The 16,746-nt window shown below is 30.1% G+C and carries 19 protein-coding genes; all 19 read left to right on the top strand.

Features of this window, described 5'->3' with window-relative positions; all coding sequences use genetic code 11:
* Positions 1 to 2 precede the first annotated feature (2 nt).
* The 19 genes from Q5I67_RS00580 (at position 3) to glmM (ending at position 16,474) form a co-directional block, all read left to right on the top strand.
* A complete protein-coding gene (locus Q5I67_RS00580; RefSeq protein ID WP_302486039.1) occupies positions 3 to 356 on the top strand; it encodes a YraN family protein in 354 nt (117 codons plus the stop codon).
* Positions 353 to 946 carry a UbiX family flavin prenyltransferase gene (locus Q5I67_RS00575; RefSeq protein WP_302486038.1) on the top strand — a complete coding sequence of 198 codons (594 nt, stop codon included), beginning with the start codon at positions 353 to 355 and terminating at the stop codon, positions 944 to 946. The genes Q5I67_RS00580 and Q5I67_RS00575 overlap by 4 nt, the downstream gene beginning before the upstream one ends.
* Before the next feature lie 99 nt (positions 947 to 1,045).
* Complete coding sequence (locus Q5I67_RS00570) at positions 1,046 to 2,575, top strand: YifB family Mg chelatase-like AAA ATPase (protein WP_302486037.1); 1,530 nt, start codon at positions 1,046 to 1,048, stop codon at positions 2,573 to 2,575.
* Between the two features lie 38 nt (positions 2,576 to 2,613).
* Positions 2,614 to 3,474 (top strand): shikimate dehydrogenase, encoded by an 861-nt coding sequence (locus tag Q5I67_RS00565; protein ID WP_302486036.1) that lies wholly within the window; start codon positions 2,614 to 2,616, stop codon positions 3,472 to 3,474.
* 148 nt (positions 3,475 to 3,622) lie between these two features.
* Positions 3,623 to 4,876: a GspE/PulE family protein gene (locus Q5I67_RS00560; protein WP_302486035.1), complete on the top strand. Its 1,254-nt coding sequence runs from the start codon at positions 3,623 to 3,625 to the stop codon at positions 4,874 to 4,876.
* Positions 4,824 to 5,858: a type IV pilus twitching motility protein PilT gene (locus tag Q5I67_RS00555; protein WP_302486034.1), complete on the top strand. Its 1,035-nt coding sequence runs from the start codon at positions 4,824 to 4,826 to the stop codon at positions 5,856 to 5,858. Before Q5I67_RS00560 ends, Q5I67_RS00555 begins: the two co-directional genes overlap by 53 nt.
* Before the next feature lie 4 nt (positions 5,859 to 5,862).
* Positions 5,863 to 7,080, top strand: coding sequence for a type II secretion system F family protein (locus tag Q5I67_RS00550; protein ID WP_302486033.1), 1,218 nt, complete (start codon positions 5,863 to 5,865; stop codon positions 7,078 to 7,080).
* 42 nt (positions 7,081 to 7,122) lie between these two features.
* Complete coding sequence (locus Q5I67_RS00545; RefSeq protein ID WP_302486032.1) at positions 7,123 to 7,530, top strand: prepilin-type N-terminal cleavage/methylation domain-containing protein; 408 nt, start codon at positions 7,123 to 7,125, stop codon at positions 7,528 to 7,530.
* Positions 7,531 to 7,580: 50 nt separating this feature from the next.
* Positions 7,581 to 8,054: a prepilin peptidase gene (locus tag Q5I67_RS00540; RefSeq protein WP_296896271.1), complete on the top strand. Its 474-nt coding sequence runs from the start codon at positions 7,581 to 7,583 to the stop codon at positions 8,052 to 8,054.
* 6 nt (positions 8,055 to 8,060) lie between these two features.
* The gene (locus Q5I67_RS00535; protein WP_302486031.1) at positions 8,061 to 8,504 is read left to right on the top strand and encodes a hypothetical protein; all 444 of its coding nucleotides are present in this window, start codon (positions 8,061 to 8,063) and stop codon (positions 8,502 to 8,504) included.
* A complete protein-coding gene (locus tag Q5I67_RS00530; protein ID WP_302486030.1) occupies positions 8,501 to 8,863 on the top strand; it encodes a hypothetical protein in 363 nt (120 codons plus the stop codon). Before Q5I67_RS00535 ends, Q5I67_RS00530 begins: the two co-directional genes overlap by 4 nt.
* Complete coding sequence (locus Q5I67_RS00525; RefSeq protein WP_302486029.1) at positions 8,817 to 9,413, top strand: hypothetical protein; 597 nt, start codon at positions 8,817 to 8,819, stop codon at positions 9,411 to 9,413. The genes Q5I67_RS00530 and Q5I67_RS00525 overlap by 47 nt, the downstream gene beginning before the upstream one ends.
* Before the next feature lie 19 nt (positions 9,414 to 9,432).
* On the top strand, positions 9,433 to 9,882 hold the full coding sequence (locus Q5I67_RS00520) for a hypothetical protein (protein WP_302486028.1): 450 nt from the start codon (positions 9,433 to 9,435) through the stop codon (positions 9,880 to 9,882).
* A 1-nt stretch (position 9,883) separates the two neighbouring features.
* Positions 9,884 to 11,080 carry a PilN domain-containing protein gene (locus tag Q5I67_RS00515; RefSeq protein WP_302486027.1) on the top strand — a complete coding sequence of 399 codons (1,197 nt, stop codon included), beginning with the start codon at positions 9,884 to 9,886 and terminating at the stop codon, positions 11,078 to 11,080.
* A 2-nt stretch (positions 11,081 to 11,082) separates the two neighbouring features.
* Positions 11,083 to 11,610, top strand: coding sequence for a type 4a pilus biogenesis protein PilO (gene pilO / locus Q5I67_RS00510; protein WP_302486026.1), 528 nt, complete (start codon positions 11,083 to 11,085; stop codon positions 11,608 to 11,610).
* Positions 11,611 to 11,703: 93 nt separating this feature from the next.
* On the top strand, positions 11,704 to 12,525 hold the full coding sequence (gene cdaA, locus Q5I67_RS00505; protein ID WP_302486025.1) for a diadenylate cyclase CdaA: 822 nt from the start codon (positions 11,704 to 11,706) through the stop codon (positions 12,523 to 12,525).
* Entirely contained in the window at positions 12,522 to 13,469 is a 948-nt protein-coding gene (locus tag Q5I67_RS00500) for a YbbR-like domain-containing protein (protein ID WP_302486024.1), read from the top strand. The genes cdaA and Q5I67_RS00500 overlap by 4 nt, the downstream gene beginning before the upstream one ends.
* A 35-nt stretch (positions 13,470 to 13,504) precedes the next feature.
* Positions 13,505 to 15,106 carry an NAD(P)/FAD-dependent oxidoreductase gene (locus Q5I67_RS00495; RefSeq protein WP_302486023.1) on the top strand — a complete coding sequence of 534 codons (1,602 nt, stop codon included), beginning with the start codon at positions 13,505 to 13,507 and terminating at the stop codon, positions 15,104 to 15,106.
* 18 nt (positions 15,107 to 15,124) lie between these two features.
* Positions 15,125 to 16,474 (top strand): phosphoglucosamine mutase, encoded by a 1,350-nt coding sequence (gene glmM / locus Q5I67_RS00490; RefSeq protein ID WP_296899854.1) that lies wholly within the window; start codon positions 15,125 to 15,127, stop codon positions 16,472 to 16,474.
* Positions 16,475 to 16,746: the final 272 nt, after the last annotated feature.

Genomic DNA, 16,746 nt, shown 5'->3' with positions numbered 1-16,746 from the left:
GTATGAAAAACATGGGCTTATGGGGAGAAGATAAGGCTGTAGAGTTTTTAAAGGCAAAAAATTATACAATATTGACGAGAAATTATTATAGTAGATTTGGCGAAATAGATATTATAGCAAGAAAGAAAAATACAATTATTTTTGTTGAAGTAAAGACTAGAAAAAATACTGCATTTGGATTTCCTGCTGAATTTGTGAATTATCAAAAACAGCAAAAAATCATGAAAACAGCACAATTGTATATTAATGATAATTTTAATGCAGAATTTGATTATAGATTTGATATACTAGAGGTATTTCACTATGATGATAATAAGGTGAAATTTAATCATTTGAAAGGAGCGTTTGAGGTTTGAAAATAAAGGGTTTTAAGCGAAAAAGACGTATTATTGTTGGTGTGTCAGGAGCAAGTGGTGCAATTTATGCCTATAGATTGATACAAGTCCTTGTAAATAGCGGGATTGAGGTGCATTTTGTGGCTTCAAAAGCAGGTCTTGAAGTATTGGAGTATGAATGTGGTTTAACTATGGTTCAATTGACACAAATGGTTCATAAGGTTTATGATGTGAGTCGAATTGATAGTGCAATAGCAAGTGGTTCATTTCCTTGTGAATCAATGGTTATTGTACCTTGTTCGATGAAGACATTGGGTTCACTAGCAAATGGCATTGCGGGAAATCTGCTTACTAGAGCAGCTGATGTAACTTTAAAGGAAGGTCGTAAGCTTATTTTAGTGACAAGAGAAACACCAGTACATGCTATTCATTTAGAAAATATGTTGAAATTATCACATGCAGGAGCAAGAATAGTGCCAGCATGTCCAGGCTTTTATCATCGACCAAAAACTATTGAAGAATTAGTTGATATGTTAGTGGGTAAAATTTGCGATGCTTTAAATGTGGATAATGATTTATTTGAACGTTGGACAGGACCTGATGAGATTTAGAGTTTTATTGGGGATAATTTATTAATAGATTAACTGTATAAAAGTAAAACTTAGAAAAGTAAAATTGATAAATCACCCCAAATTTTATGGGGTGATTTTATGTTTGCTAAGACTTATGGAGCGACAACATTAGGCATAGATGGTGTACTTATAGAAGTTGAAGCCGATGTAGCAAATGGTTTACCAAAATTTGAAATAGTTGGTTTGGCTGATGTGGCAGTAAAGGAAGCAAAAGAGAGAGTTCGTCCTGCTATTAGAAATACAAATGTTAATTTGGTGCCGAAAAAGGTGACTATAAACTTAGCTCCTGCTGATTTGCGAAAAAATGGTTCATCTTTGGATTTGCCGATAGCAATAGCTCTTTTAGAAGCATATGGATTTTTACCTAAAGATTGTTGCAGTGATAGTTTATTAGCTGCTGAATTATCGTTAGATGGTCAAGTAAAAACTATAACAGGTATTTTATCTATGGCTATTTTATGTAGAGATTTGCATTTAAAAAGATTTTTGGTAGCAAAAGGAAATGAACAAGAAGCTTTATTGGTAGATGGTATTGAAGTATATGCAATAGAGAATTTATCTGAACTGATAGATTTTTTGCAAGGCAGAAAAAAATTAAAACCGGCAAAAAGAGAAAATAAAATATCACAAAATATAAAATTTAATGAAGATTTTGCTGATGTACAAGGGCAGTTTTTGGCTAAAAAGGCTTTAGAAATAGCGGCAGCAGGTGGACATAACGTTTTGATGGTGGGAGCACCAGGAACAGGAAAAACGATGCTTGCCAAACGTTTAGCGACAATTTTACCGCAAATGACATATCAAGAGGCTTTAGAAGTAACTAAGATTTATAGTATAGCTGGATTATTATCGCGAAATAGTGGCTTAGTGACAAAAAGACCTTTTCGCAGTCCTCATCATACGATTTCTAGTGCAGGTATTATCGGTGGCGGTACTATACCAAAACCAGGAGAAGTAACTTTAAGTCATAATGGTGTTTTATTCTTAGATGAATTGCCGGAATTCAGTAAAGCTAGTTTAGAAGCTCTAAGACAGCCTTTAGAAGACGGCGAAGTCGTGATCACTAGAGTAAATGCTTCTTTGAAATTTCCATCACGAATGATATTGGTAGCTTCAATGAATCCTTGTCCATGTGGTTATAAATATGATAATACACGCAATTGTACTTGTAGTGATTATGAAATAAAACGCTATACAAAGAAAATATCAGGGCCACTGCTCGATAGGATAGATATACAAATTCAAGTGCCACGGGTGGAATATAAAGATTTTGTAACAGATAAAAAAGCAGAGTCTTCAGCTCAAATACGTCAACGTGTAGAAAAGGCAAGGCAGATACAATTAAAAAGGTTCGCTCAGACTAAAATAGTTTGTAATGCTCAGATGTCACATGCTATGATAAAATCATATTGTAAATTAACAACTAAAGCACAAGATATGTTGAAAATTGTTTTTGAACAGATGCGATTGAGTGCTAGAGCTTACGATAGGATTATCAAAGTGGCACAAACTATAGCTGATTTAGATGATAGTGACGTTATTGAAGATAAGCATATAGCAGAAGCCGTTCAATATCGTAATAACTTTAATTTACAAGAAAAAATTTAAACTTAACGTAAATTTTAAAAGTAAAGGAAGCGAAAATTATGGTATTCACAGGAAAAACAAAAAATTTAGGCGTAATCGGCTATCCTATAAAACATTCTTTGTCACCAGTAATTCAAAATACAGCTATTCAAGAAGCAGGTATTGATTATGCATATATAGCTATGCCTGTAGCTCCAGATGAATTAGAAAATGCAGTAGCAGGATTAAAAGCGTTAAATTTTACAGGTTTTAATGTAACTATTCCACATAAAGTAAATATTATGAAGTATTTAGATGAAATTGATGAGATGGCAAAATTAATCGGAGCAGTAAATACTGTACATATAAAAGAAGGAAAATTATATGGATATAATACAGATGCTATTGGTTTTATCACTCCATTATTAAAGGAAAATGTGGAAATAAAAGATAAAACAGCTGTGATTTTGGGAGCTGGTGGAGCTTGTAGAGCTGTTGTTTGTGGTTTGATTAAGCAAGAGATAAAGAATATTGTCTTAGCTGTTAGAAATCCAGCAAAAGCACAATTATTAGCAAATGATTTTAATGATTTAATTGATATAAAAGTATGTGATTGGCATAGTGAAAACTTTAAACAGTATTTAGCTCAAGCGGATTTATTGGTGAATACTACACCTTTGGGCATGGAAGGAAATATTGATAGTAAACCACCAGTTGATTGGGAAAATGTAAAAAAATCAGCTTTTGTCTATGATATTGTATATGTTCCTGCAGAAACGAAATTTTTACAAGAAGCAAAAGCATATGGACATAAGATATTAAATGGTGAAAGAATGTTAGCAGAACAAGGAGCAGCAGCACTTCATTTATGGACTGATAAAGATATAAATGTAGATATCATGGTAAAAACATTACATGATTATTTAAATAAAAATAAATAAGGGTTTATTTAGACCGCTATGAACATAGATGTATGGGTGAGATTGAGATGAGGCCTGTACATCTATTTTTTTTAGAAATTTAGAAATGAAGATGAAAAGTTTGTCAGAGCAAATAAGAGAAAGATTAGAGCAGATATCTTCAAAAATTATGCGAAATTTAGAATTACAAGGAAAGCATAATATATTGCAAGGTTATCGCAATAAATCTCCAGTAAGTGATTTTATAGATTGTGTAATAGAATATGCTCATAAATTGCAAGCTAGTGATATTCATTTGGAGCCACAGGAAAAATATCTACAAATTCGCTTGAGAATAGATGGTAAATTAGTATTGATATATAAAGCTTCAAATAAGATCAGTAACTTTTTAATATCATATTTAAAATTGATAAGTAACTTAGATATAGCCGAAAAACGGTTACCTCAAGATGGAAAATTTATTTTTTCTGCTCAAAATATAGATATTAGGATATCGACGATTCCCATAATTTTTGGTGAAAAGGTGGTTTTAAGATTATTAGGCAATAAAAAAGATTTATTGAGTTTAAATCAAATGGGGTTTTCGGCGATAAATTTAAAATATTTTAAGGAGATGATAAACGCTTCAAGTGGTCTTATCGTGATAACTGGCCCTGTAAATTCAGGAAAGTCAACCTTACTTTATGCTAGTTTGAATTATTTAAATCAAGAAGATACAAATATTATCACTATTGAAGATCCTATAGAATTAAATCTTGAAGGCATAAATCAAATGCAGGTAAATCAAAAAGCAGGCATGGATTATGCGGTGGCATTGAGGGCTTCACTCAGGCAAGATCCTGATATTGTAATGATAGGGGAAATAAGAGATGAAGTGGTAGCAAAACAGGCAATAACTACAGCTTTGACAGGTCATTTAGTATTGACTACTTTGCATACTAAAAATGCCCTAGGTGTGCCAGCTAGATTGATTGATTTAGGCGTTAGCCCTGTGATGCTTAGTATTGCTTTATTAGGCATGACTTCACAGAGATTGGTGAGAAAGATTTGTCCTAAATGTAAAGTTAGCTATAAGCCAAATACAAATTCATTAGAAGCATTACTTTTGGGAAAAGATTTTTATTCAGGTATGGATTTATATAAAGGTGAAGGCTGTGAATATTGTCATCATACAGGTTTTTTAGGGCAGATAGCTATTCAAGAGATTTTAAGACCAACAGAAAAAATGAGGCAGATGATAAGTAAAGATGATGTTGATGTAAATTTTAAACGAGAGGTGATGTTAACGAATTTTAAATCTTTATTAGACGACGGAAAAATGAAAATTTTACAGGGAATAACAACAGCCCCAGAAGTTTGGAAGACATTGAATGGAGTATATCAAATTGAAGAAATTCCTAGAAGTTTTGCAAAAAGCAATTGAAGGAAGATGGTCAGATGTTCATTTGACTACAAATGAATATATATATTATCGCCAAAAGAGTGAATTAAAAATATTAGCAGATGAAATTTTTTTGAGTAAAGATTTTGAGGAAATAATAACTACGATATTAAATGAAAGACAACAAAATATATTTAGAAGCGAAAAAGTAATTGATTTTGCTTATGAATTTGCTAAGCATCGATTTAGAATAAACATTTATGCTATTTATAAAGGTTACAGTTTAGCTATTAGATTGATAAATGACAAAGTAAAATCTATAAGTGAATTTTACCAGCAAGAAATTTTACAAAATATTTTGCATAATGATAATGGATTGATTTTAATTTGTGGAGCTACTGGAACAGGAAAATCTACGACATTAGCTTCGATGATAGAGTATTTAAATCAAAATAAATACAAACATATCATAACGTTAGAAGAGCCTATTGAATATGTATTTACGAATAAAAAATCATTAATTCATCAACGAGAATACCATGTAGATTTTGAAAATTTTAGTGATGCTATAAAAATGGCAATGCGACAAGATCCAGATGTGATCATGGTAGGTGAAATAAGAGATTCAAAAACAATGAAGGCTTGTTTAAATGCAGCTGAAACAGGTCATTTAGTATTAGGAACACTACATGCCTCTTCAGTAGTGGAAGCGATAATACGAATGGAAAGTTTTTTTAATCAAAAACAGATAGAAGCTGTTAGTATGCAAATAGCTAGTTCTTTAAATAGCATTATTATTCAAAAGTTGGTGCCAACATTAAATAATGATTTAGTTTGTTGCATGGATATTTTATTGGCGAGCATGGCTGTAAAAAATTTAATCGCTAAAAATCAATTAGCACAATTAATTTCACAGATGCAATTGAGTAAAAAAATGGGAATGCAATTTATGCGAGATGATATTTTGAAATTAATTAAGACAAAATTGGTAGATGAAAATAAAGTAAAACAATATATGGGTTAGAATTATGCAAAAATTTTTTTATGAGGCCAGAGACTATCGTAGTGGCAATTTAATTAAAGGCTCTTTAGTGGCAAATAGTAAATTAGAAGTAATTGACTATTTAAAGCATGAGCAATATTTAATAATAGCTATCCATAATAATAATATCTATAGTATAAAAGAATATATACAAAGTATAGGAAAAGATAAAAATATTACGCAAAAAGATATAATTTTGCTCTGTCAACAATTAGCAATTATCTTAGAGTCCGGTATAGATATCATAGAAGCTTTGCAAATAGTACAGCATAATTTACAAGATAAAATGATGAAAATTTTTATTGAAAAGACAATAATGGGATTAAAAGAAGGAGCTAGTTTATCATCGATTTGGCAAAAGTTTAATTTACCAGCTTATCTAGTAAGTTCAGTGCAGATAGCCGAACATACAGGATTATTGGCAAATGCTTTGAAAGATACAGGAGAATTTTTAGTTAAACAATATGAATTAAAACAAAAAATAAGACAGATATGTATTTATCCTTTATGTTTATTGTTTATTTTATGTATAGTAATTGGTCTGATGATTTTTTTAGTTATTCCAGCATTTGCAGATATTTTTCAACGTATGCATATTGATTTACCTTATTTGACAGCTGCTATTTTATCGATTGGTTTGAATGTAAAATCACATTTTTTAAAACTTTGTATAGTATTGATGTTTATTTTTATAAGTATCATGATTTTAAATCAAAAAGATGATTTTAAGTTAAAATCAAAAAAAATTTTTTTACAACTCCCGTTAATAGGTGATTTTTTGAAAAAGTATTATTTATTGAATATAGTGCATCAATTAGCATTTTTGTTGAATAGCGGTATCAGTATAGATGAAACATTAAATATTATGTTAGCTAGTAATAAAAATATATTGATTCAAGATAGTTTAAAATCTGTGCAGAATTTGATAATACAAGGTTTTTCACTAGCAAATTCTTTTGCTAAGGTATCATTAAATTTAAATATTCTACAGGAATTTATAGATATTGGTGAAAAATCAGGTATGTTAAAAGAAATGTTGTCATATTTGATAGTCTTTTGGGAAAAAGAAATAGATAATACTATAAAAATATGTTTGCAGATGTTAGAGCCAGTTTTAATGGTAAGTGTAGGCGTTATAGTGGGAATATTTGTTATAGCTATTATTATGCCTTTATTTGATTTAATAAATAATATTGGCATGTAAGAGCGGTATTATAAAGTTTTAATGAGAGAAAGAATGATAAAAATGATGAATAAAATAAGACAATTGAAAATAAATGAAGATGGTTTTACTTTAATTGAAATGATGATTGTAGTAGCTATCATTGCTATTTTAACAGCAATAGCTTTGCCGAAATTTAATGAATCATTGGCTATGGCAAATACATCTAGAGTACAGGCTGATTTGCAATCTTTGGATACGGCAATTGCTATGTATAAAGTGCAAAATAATAAAGCTCCACAAGATATAAGTGATTTAAGTGAATACATTGATGTGGATAATGTGAAAGCACCTACAGGTGATGTATATGTAAATGGAGTATTGACTGCTAATGAAACAGGTGAAAATTATAGTCTTAATTCAGATAAAACAAATGCTACATTTATGGGAAAAACTAGGGTGGAATTTGGTAAAAACAGCGGAAATGAATAAAGGTTAAATATTAAAATTAAGGGCTGTCGTTAAAGTTGGTAAAGATTTAAATGGTGATAGAATATATTTTTGATTTGATTATTTGCATGTATTTAGCAAAGATTGCTTGGGTAGATTTTAAAATATTGAAGATAAAAAATAAAAGTTTATGCTGTTTATCAATAATTCTAACTATTAGATTGATTGTTCTTGATGTAGATTTAAAAAATGTAATCTGGTCGATAATGATAAATTTAATTATTTTTGGAACAATATATTTTTATCCAAAGCAGTTAATGGGTGCAGGAGATTTAAAATTAGCTGTAGTTTTGTCATTGTGGTGTAATTATCCGCAGTGTATTGTAGCTATATATTTGAGCTTTATTATTGGCGGAATAATAGCAGTATATTTTTTATTGAAGAATATAGATAAAGTAAATAAAAAAGACAGAATATCTTTTGCACCTATGCTTATTTTAGGCAATATCATAGCTTTTTGGGAAGCTGATAGAATATTAAATTTGTGGTTTAATTTGATAGGTTAATAATAGATGTGGTATGTAGAATTGATCATAATAGCAGGATTTATAGCATTATGTACGCAAAGTGTGATGTTTATAGATTTTGCTAGTGAAGAGCAACAAGTGGATAGTGAAGCGATAAATTTAGTCAATGTATTGATGAATATACAAGAGCGTTCGAGAAATTACCATTATATGAAAGATAGTGATTTTAGACCTATTTGTTATATTTATCGAGATAAATATATATTGAAATTAAATGAAAATGCAGCGGAAGAAGTTCATTATTTATCTAATGATATAAGAATGGATTTTGAGGATAATGCCAATTTATACGTTTTTCGTCAAAATAGTTTATATAATAGTTGGCCGAATAAAACGATAAAAGTTTATCGAGGAAATATAGCAAAATATATTGTGATTAGTCGTGTAGGAAGAATTCGCATTGTAAATGCTTATGAGGAGTCATCATGAAAAATTTAAAATTACAGGATGATGAAAATGGATTTTTTAGTGTAGAAGTGTTGATTTTGATAAGTGTGATGATGAGTATAGTGATGGTATTTACTTGTGTAGCTTTATTGAGAAATCAACAAATGAACAATGGCTATAGAATGACAGCGATATATCTGGCTTGGGGATATTTAAACCTCATGGAAAGGCAACAGGAAGATATCATACCAAGTCAAATTGAATATGATGGCATGAATTATAGCGTAAATAAAAATGAACAGAATTTAGCAGATAATGTATATGAAATTAGTGTGAAAATAAAATGGCAATATCATGATAAAGAACAAATTGAATATCAAAGACGAGAAATTATTAAATGATGATAGAGGATTTTTATTAATTAATACATTGATTATTTTGCCAATTATATTTAGTTTATTGATTGTAATTTTAATTGTAGCACAAGCAATTGGTGAAAATATTTTAGCCTATGTGGATAATTGGATGTTGCAACAACAGACAAAGAGTGTTTTTGAAAGTATGGTGACGGAAATCACTTATGCTGATGAGATTATAGACCAAATAGATTTTGCTAAAAGAGAAACATTGATTATTGCAACGAAAAGAAGAGCTACAGCCAATTCTGATGATATGGAAAAGTATATTGGTTTTCGTAAAGAAGGTGCGATTATTTATCGTTGTGAAGTATCTAAATTAAGTAATGGGATTTATACTATTCGAGCAAAGCAACCTTTAAATAGTGGCAATTATTTTGGCAACGATAATATAAGTTATAGTTGTCAAAAAATAGGTGATGATTTATATCAATTGGAAGTGAGTGGTACAACGTATAGAACAAATCAAGAGTTTAAGCTCGTCACGGTAATATTGCAACGAAATCAAAATGCATCAGAAAACATAGGTCCTTAGTTTAAATGAGGTCATGACCATGAAAAAAGAAGATGGGACGATAAGTTTATCTATGCTTATTGTTTTGAGCATGATGACAATTTTTTCATTATGTATTTATAAAATGAGTATTATAGAAAATGATAGTTTAAATCTATTAAAAATCAATGTAAATGTAGAAAATTATACTATAAGTGAAAGTTTGAAAATGATTGAAGACTTTAAAGGTGATAAAACAAGGTGGCAAGAAATTTGTTCAAGAGCAAATGAAATAGATGACATGGACAAGATTTTTTATATAGATAAACGAGTATTTATAGATGAAAAATTGAATGAACAAGTGCAAATAAAAGCGTATTTATTGAAAACAGAGAAGGATAATATTTATAAATTAATTGTAGAAAGTAGTTTAAATGATATTACCAATCAAAATATTATATATCTGCAAAAGAAAGACGATGATTGTATTGTACAGCGTTGGGAACGTTAAATTGCAATTAAAGAAAATAGGAAGAAATTTATATGTAAATGATTTGGATAGATTTATTTTTATTTATATTAAAAGGCAAGAAATATATTTAGCGACAGTACAAAAAATAACAGATGATAGATGGCAAATTGTTCATTTTCATAAAGAACAAATACAAGAAAATAATGAAGATATTTATTTTTATCAAGAGGTTTTGTATAGGTTTTGTCGTGAGCAAGAAAGGGAAAAAATAAAATATTTAGCAATAAATTTTGCCGATGAATGGCAAAAGCGTTTAGTGTATAATTTTCCTCAGATACCTATAGCAGAAGTGGAGAAAGCTTTATATTGGGAGTTAAAAGAAGATATAAATATAGAAAAGTATTGTTATACATATGATATAAAAGTGTTAAAAGATGGTTATGATATAAATGTTGCTTTGCTAGATAAAGAATTGATTGCTATGTGGCAACGAATTGCTGAGGAACAAAATCTTGAAATAATGAGTATATTTGCTTCTAAGGAGATAAAAATTTATAAACAGCAGAAAGATGAGTATATATCAGTGTTTTCAAGTAGAGAAGATGATAATTTTTTTAGTTGTGAATTGCAGATAGATAGAGAATATATACAAGATGAGCAAGAACAAATAGAAATATTTGATGATTTTTGTAAGCTTTTAGTGTGTTTTGTACAGAAAAAATATCAAGAATTTTTACCTAAAAAACAATTAATAAGTTATTTTAATTGGAAAAATATATATTTATTATTGATTACTGTATTGTTATCTATTAGTTGCTTTTTTGGTGGCTTTTTAATTGCAAAATATTATCGAGTAGTAAATCAGGCACAAGTAGTAAAAGAAGAATTAGCTTTAGTACAAAGAGATATCGATGATATTAATGAATTAAAACAAGAAGAATCAACGATTAAAGAAAAACAAAATTTAGTGAAGACTTTAGAGGATAAATCTATAAATATTTATGCTATATTGATTAATTTAGGTGCAAAAACTGTAGATAATGTAGCTTTAAGTGATATAAAAGTAAAAGGTAAAGAAATATTTATCAAAGGAAAGGCAAAGGATTATCAAAGTATAGCTCAATATAAGGAAAAATTAACAGAAATAAAATTTTTTGCAACCAGTGAGATGGGAGAAATAAAATTTAATGAAAATGATGATTTAATTGATTTTGAAATGAATATAGTGATGAGGTAAAGATGAAATATAAATATCAGGATTATAAGCATTTAATTATTTGTATAAGTATCATTAGTCTTTGGGTAATGGTACTATTTTTTTTAGAAAATATAATTGAGGTTAGAATAGATAATTTAGTGAATATAAAAAACGAGCAACAGGAAGAATTGAAAAATTATCATGATTTTATGGCTAAAAATCAAAATATAGATAAATACAGAGAGAAAATAAATTTTAATTTAAATTTACTAGATGAAAAAATACCTTCAGATATATATGAAGAAAAATTTTTATTGCAATTAAATGATATAGCAAAATATTCAGCTATTGATATTGTAGAGGTATCACCTAAAGAAAAACAAATGCAAGATAATGTAGTACAACAAGAAATAGAGATTACTTTACAGGGAAATTATTTTTCCATAGTTGATTTTTTACATCAATTGAGTTTAAATAATAGATTAGTAAGTATACAAGATAGCAATATTTTTATACAAAATAATGCGATAAATGCGAAATTAACTTTACAAATTTATGCGAATAATTAATAATAGATAAAGATAAACAAAATCTGTTATAATTAAATAAAATATTTTTATATTTATTTTTTATACTTAATATAGATGGGAGTAGAAATCTATATGTTGATACAGCTAGAAGGTCTTATAAAAACTATAGGCATATTAGATGTCTTTGATATTTTAATTGTGGCATTTATTTTATATCGAGTATATAAAATGCTGGAAAATACACGAGCGATAACGTTGACAAGAGGTTTATTGATATTATTGCTTTTGACAATCATCACTAGTTGGTTAGAGTTGCATGTTATAAACTGGTTATTGCAAAAGACGGTTACTTTATTATTTGTAGCTTTGCCGATTGTATTTCAACCAGAGTTGCGACGTGCTTTAGAGCATATAGGTGAAGGCAGATTTTTTAAACGTTCAATGCTATTAAATTATGAAGAAGCTTGTTCGTTAGTATCAGAATTAGATAAAGCTGTTACGAAATTGTCATCTACAAAAACAGGGGCTTTGATTGTACTTGAACGTACCATGGGATTAAATGATATTTGTGCAAGTGGTATTCAAATAGATGGGATTGTAAGTTCTGAATTTTTATTGAATGTATTTATTCCTAATACTCCATTACATGATGGAGCAGCAGTTATTCGTGGTAATCGTTTGATTGCTGCAGGTTGTTTGTTGCCATTGACAGATGATAGATCATTGAGTACAGAGCTTGGAACACGTCATCGTGCAGCGATTGGCTTGTCTGAACAATGTGATGCTGTAGTCGTTATTGTCAGTGAAGAAACAGGAACGATTTCAGTGGCAGAATCAGGAAGAATATATCGTCATTTAGATTCTGAACAGTTAAAACAATATTTGATGCCAATATTTTCACCAAGAAAGACGACTTTGAAAGATGTTGTCTTGAAATGGAGGCAAAAAAAATGATAAACTTTTTTAGAAAAAATCTTCCTGAAAAATGTTTAGCACTTATAGTAGCGATTGGTTGTTGGATTTTTGTAATGAATGATCAAAATCCACAAATTGAAAACACTTATACAGTGCCAATAAGTGTAGTTAATGCACCAGACGGATATCAAATATCTAAAGATGTTGAAGAAGTAAAAATCAGAGTACGTGCACCAAGATCATTGTTTTCAAATATAGAAACTTCTAATTTTAAAGCATATGTAGATTTAAATGGTGTAGAAAATGGTATTCATGATTTGCAAATACAGACGGTTTTACCAAGTGGCTTCGAATTGGTATCTTTGGGAACAACAAAGGTATCTGTAAATGTGGATAAGATAGAACAAAAAGAAATACCAGTCCGCTTGAATTTATCAGGTATTCCTGGTGATGGTAAAGTAGTAGCTAGTGTAGAACAATCTTTACAAAATATAACAATTGAAGGACCTATAAGTATTTTGAATAAGGTTACAGCAGCAGTTGGTTATATCGGTGTAAATGGAAATAGTGAAAACTTTAGTGTAACAGTTCCTCTTATTGCAGTTAATGACAAAGATAAAGAGGTAGAAGGCGTAAAATTATTGCCGAAAACAGTAGATGTTTCTATTATTTTAGCTAAAGGTCTAAATAAAAAAATTGTAGATATAAAGCCAACGATAATGTCTGATTTACCTATGGGATATATTTTAAAATCTGTGAAAGTAGAACCTGAAAAGATAGAAGTCAGTGGAAGTGCTGATATAATCGGCAATATGACATATTTATCTACAGAAAATATATCTTTAGCAAATATTACAAAATCTACAAAACAAACTGTTAAATTAATTGTTCCTGAAAATGTAAATGTTCCTAATCAGGAAGTGACAGTATTGGTAGAAATAGAGGCAAAAGAAAATAAAACTGATAATAAAACAAATCAATAAATTTAATAATAAAATGAAGTGAAGTAGGTTTTTAAATGATAAGAATTAAAAATTTTAATGTACCATTTAATGACCAATCTCCGATAAATAATTTAGTTGCAAAACGATTAAAGTTACCACCTCAACATATTGATGAGGTGGTAATTGTTCGTAAGGGGATTGATGCTAGAAGGTATAAAGGAGCTCCAATTTATTTTGTGTATATATTAGATGTAAAAGTTAATATTGCCGAAAATAAAGTTTTAGCTAGATTAAAAAAAGACAAGAATGTAGAAATTGTAACTACAAAGAAAGCAGATAAAATTAATTGTCAAAAAAGTAAAACATCTAGGCCGATAATAATTGGTTTTGGCCCTGCGGGAATGTTTTCGGCATTAGTTTTAGCTAAAAATGGATATCGACCACTTATTTTTGAACGTGGTAGTGATGTGGATACTAGACATCAAGATATTGAAAAATTTTGGCAAGGTGGACAATTAAAAGAAAATTCTAATGTACAGTTTGGCGAAGGCGGAGCAGGAACTTTTTCTGATGGTAAATTAACAACTCGCATAAATGATAGTAAAATTACAGATGTATTAGAAGCTTTTGTAGAGGCTGGAGCACCACCAGAAATAAAATATTTGCATAAGCCTCATATTGGCACAGATATTTTACGTGTTGTCGTAAAAAATATTCGTGAAAAGATAAAAGCTTTAGGTGGAGAAATTTTCTTTAATTCGCAAGTTACAGATTTTATAATAAAAGATGATAAAATCTGTGGAGTTGAAATTAATCATAAAGAAAAATTTACAGCAAGTGATGTATTTTTAGGTATTGGTCATAGTGCAAGAGATACGTATGAATTGTTATATTCCAAGGGAATATCCATGGAAGCAAAGCCTTTTGCAATTGGTGTCCGCATAGAACATCCGCAAGATTTAATTGATAAAGCTCAATATGGTGAAGATTATAAAAGTGAATTATTGCCAGTAGCAGATTATTCATTGACATATAATAATCGCCAAAAAGGTAGAAGTGTATATTCTTTTTGTATGTGTCCAGGTGGGCAAGTAGTAGCTGCTGCTTCAGAGCCAGGTAGAGTTGTTGTAAATGGTATGAGTAATTATAAACGCAATTCTGGTATTGCAAATAGTGCTTTGCTCGTCAATGTAACGCCAGATGATTTTGGTCATAATGTCTTAGATGGCATTGCTTTTCAACGTCATTATGAGGAAATGGCATATATTTGTGGCGGTAGAAATTATCATGCACCAGTGCAAACTGTTGGTGATTTCTTAAAAGATAAAGTAAGTGATGATAATTTTTTAGTAGAACCAACGTATAAACCAGGAGTAAAGATTTGCAATTTACGCGAATGTCTACCAGATTTTACAACGCAGATGTTAGCTGAAGCATTGCCTAATTTTGATAAGAAAATTCCAGGTTTTGCAGGTGAGCATGTAGTGATGACAGGTGTAGAAATGCGTTCTTCTGCACCATGTAGAATTATCCGTAATAGACAAAGTTATATGTCTGAAAATATAAAAGGGTTATATCCTATAGGCGAAGGTGCTGGATATGCTGGCGGTATAATGAGTGCTGCTGTTGACGGCGTAAATGCAGCTTATGCTTATATAGAAAATATTATAGAATAATTGAGAGGGGTTTATTTTATGGCTAGAATGTTTGGAACTGATGGTGTTAGAGGTAAGGCAAATGTAGAATTAACACCAGAATTGGCCTATAAGTTAGGACGTGCTGCTGCTATTTATTTTACAAAAAAAGATGGAGAGGCTTGCACAATCTATATTGGTAGAGATACTCGTTTATCTGGTCCAATGTATGAAGCAGCTTTATCTGCTGGGATTTGTTCTGCTGGTGGTAATGTAGTATTAACAGGTGTAATGCCAACTCCAGCTGTAGCTTATTTGGCTCGCAAACATAAAGCTGATGCAGGAATCGTAATTTCTGCTTCTCATAATCCATTCCATGATAATGGTATTAAATTCTTTGGTGGCGATGGTTATAAATTGCCTGATGCAGTAGAAGATGAAATCGAAGCATTAGTACATGAAATTGAAAATAATGACAATTTATATCGTCCAACAGATGATAAAATTGGTAATGTAATTTATCGTCATGATTTATTAGATGAATATGTATCTTTCGTAACTAAAACTACTGATATTGAATTAGAAGGCATGAAAATTGTTTTAGACTGTGCAAATGGTGCAGCTTATGAAGCTATGCCAAAAATTCTACGCCGTTTAGGTGCAGATGTAATCGTAATTCACGATAAACCAAATGGCGTTAATATCAACGATAATTGCGGTTCAACACATTTAGAATCGTTGAAGGAAGCTGTTAAAGAACATAAAGCCGATATTGGTATCGCTCATGATGGTGATGCTGATAGATGCTTATGTATCGATGAAAATGGTGAATTCATCGATGGTGACCATATGATTGCAGCTTGTGCTATTTATATGATGGGCAAAGGCAAATTAAAAGATAATACTGTAGTTACTACAGTTATGGCAAATATCGGTTTCCATAAAGCTATTAAAGAAAATGGCGGACGTACAGAAATTACAGCAGTGGGCGATAGATATGTATTAGAAAATATGCTTGCTAATGGCTATAATTTAGGCGGAGAACAATCTGGTCATATTATTTTCACTGATTTTTCCACTACTGGCGATGGCCCTGTTACAGCACTTCAAGTATTATCTTACTTAAAACGCACAAGACATAAAGCTTCTGCAATTACAAAAATCATGACTAGTTATCCACAACTTTTAGTCAATGTAAAAGTTGCCACTAAAGATGGTTGGGAAGATAATGAAGCTATAAAAGCTTCTATTGAAGAAGGTAAACAGCAATTAGGTGAAAATGGCCGTATTTTAGTACGTCCATCTGGTACAGAACCATTAATTCGTGTTATGGCAGAAGGTCCAGATCAAAAAGAATTAGAAGAAATTTGCAATAAAATTGCTGATGTAGTAAAAGCTCAGCAAGGTTAAATAGGAAAAAATATATTTAATTTATTTCTATTGACAAATATATAACTTATATTTAAAATATGAGCATGCACAAAGATGAAATAAATCAGTGCATGCTCATTTGATATATTTTTGTATATAAAGATAATAAAAGGGTTTTATAAACTTTAGCGCTGGCTCTGTTTTATATTTATGAAATAGAGTACGAGGAAGAAGTCGTCGAAAATATCAGCGGATGCTTCTCGGCTTAATCTAGTCGATAGTAGCTGGCAAAACTTTTAAGTGATTAAAAG

This window comes from uncultured Megamonas sp. (assembly GCF_958438645.1).
Lineage (GTDB): Bacteria > Bacillota > Negativicutes > Selenomonadales > Selenomonadaceae > Megamonas.
Note: the sequence above shows the minus strand (reverse complement) of the source record. Positions and strands in the feature narration are given on the sequence as shown.

Excerpts from the sequence above, each read along its gene's own strand:
- Q5I67_RS00580 (WP_302486039.1), top strand. The coding sequence starts at position 3 with ATGAAAAACATGGGCTTATGGGGAGAAGATAAGGCTGTAGAGTTTTTA.
- Q5I67_RS00570 (WP_302486037.1), top strand. The coding sequence starts at position 1,046 with ATGTTTGCTAAGACTTATGGAGCGACAACATTAGGCATAGATGGTGTA.
- Q5I67_RS00565 (WP_302486036.1), top strand. The coding sequence starts at position 2,614 with ATGGTATTCACAGGAAAAACAAAAAATTTAGGCGTAATCGGCTATCCT.
- Q5I67_RS00560 (WP_302486035.1), top strand. The coding sequence starts at position 3,623 with ATGCGAAATTTAGAATTACAAGGAAAGCATAATATATTGCAAGGTTAT.
- Q5I67_RS00555 (WP_302486034.1), top strand. The coding sequence starts at position 4,824 with ATGGAGTATATCAAATTGAAGAAATTCCTAGAAGTTTTGCAAAAAGCA.
- Q5I67_RS00550 (WP_302486033.1), top strand. The coding sequence starts at position 5,863 with ATGCAAAAATTTTTTTATGAGGCCAGAGACTATCGTAGTGGCAATTTA.
- Q5I67_RS00545 (WP_302486032.1), top strand. The coding sequence starts at position 7,123 with ATGATGAATAAAATAAGACAATTGAAAATAAATGAAGATGGTTTTACT.
- Q5I67_RS00540 (WP_296896271.1), top strand. The coding sequence starts at position 7,581 with ATGGTGATAGAATATATTTTTGATTTGATTATTTGCATGTATTTAGCA.
- Q5I67_RS00535 (WP_302486031.1), top strand. The coding sequence starts at position 8,061 with ATGTGGTATGTAGAATTGATCATAATAGCAGGATTTATAGCATTATGT.
- Q5I67_RS00530 (WP_302486030.1), top strand. The coding sequence starts at position 8,501 with ATGAAAAATTTAAAATTACAGGATGATGAAAATGGATTTTTTAGTGTA.
- Q5I67_RS00525 (WP_302486029.1), top strand. The coding sequence starts at position 8,817 with ATGATAAAGAACAAATTGAATATCAAAGACGAGAAATTATTAAATGAT.
- Q5I67_RS00520 (WP_302486028.1), top strand. The coding sequence starts at position 9,433 with ATGAAAAAAGAAGATGGGACGATAAGTTTATCTATGCTTATTGTTTTG.
- pilO (WP_302486026.1), top strand. The coding sequence starts at position 11,083 with ATGAAATATAAATATCAGGATTATAAGCATTTAATTATTTGTATAAGT.
- cdaA (WP_302486025.1), top strand. The coding sequence starts at position 11,704 with ATGTTGATACAGCTAGAAGGTCTTATAAAAACTATAGGCATATTAGAT.
- Q5I67_RS00500 (WP_302486024.1), top strand. The coding sequence starts at position 12,522 with ATGATAAACTTTTTTAGAAAAAATCTTCCTGAAAAATGTTTAGCACTT.
- Q5I67_RS00495 (WP_302486023.1), top strand. The coding sequence starts at position 13,505 with ATGATAAGAATTAAAAATTTTAATGTACCATTTAATGACCAATCTCCG.
- glmM (WP_296899854.1), top strand. The coding sequence starts at position 15,125 with ATGGCTAGAATGTTTGGAACTGATGGTGTTAGAGGTAAGGCAAATGTA.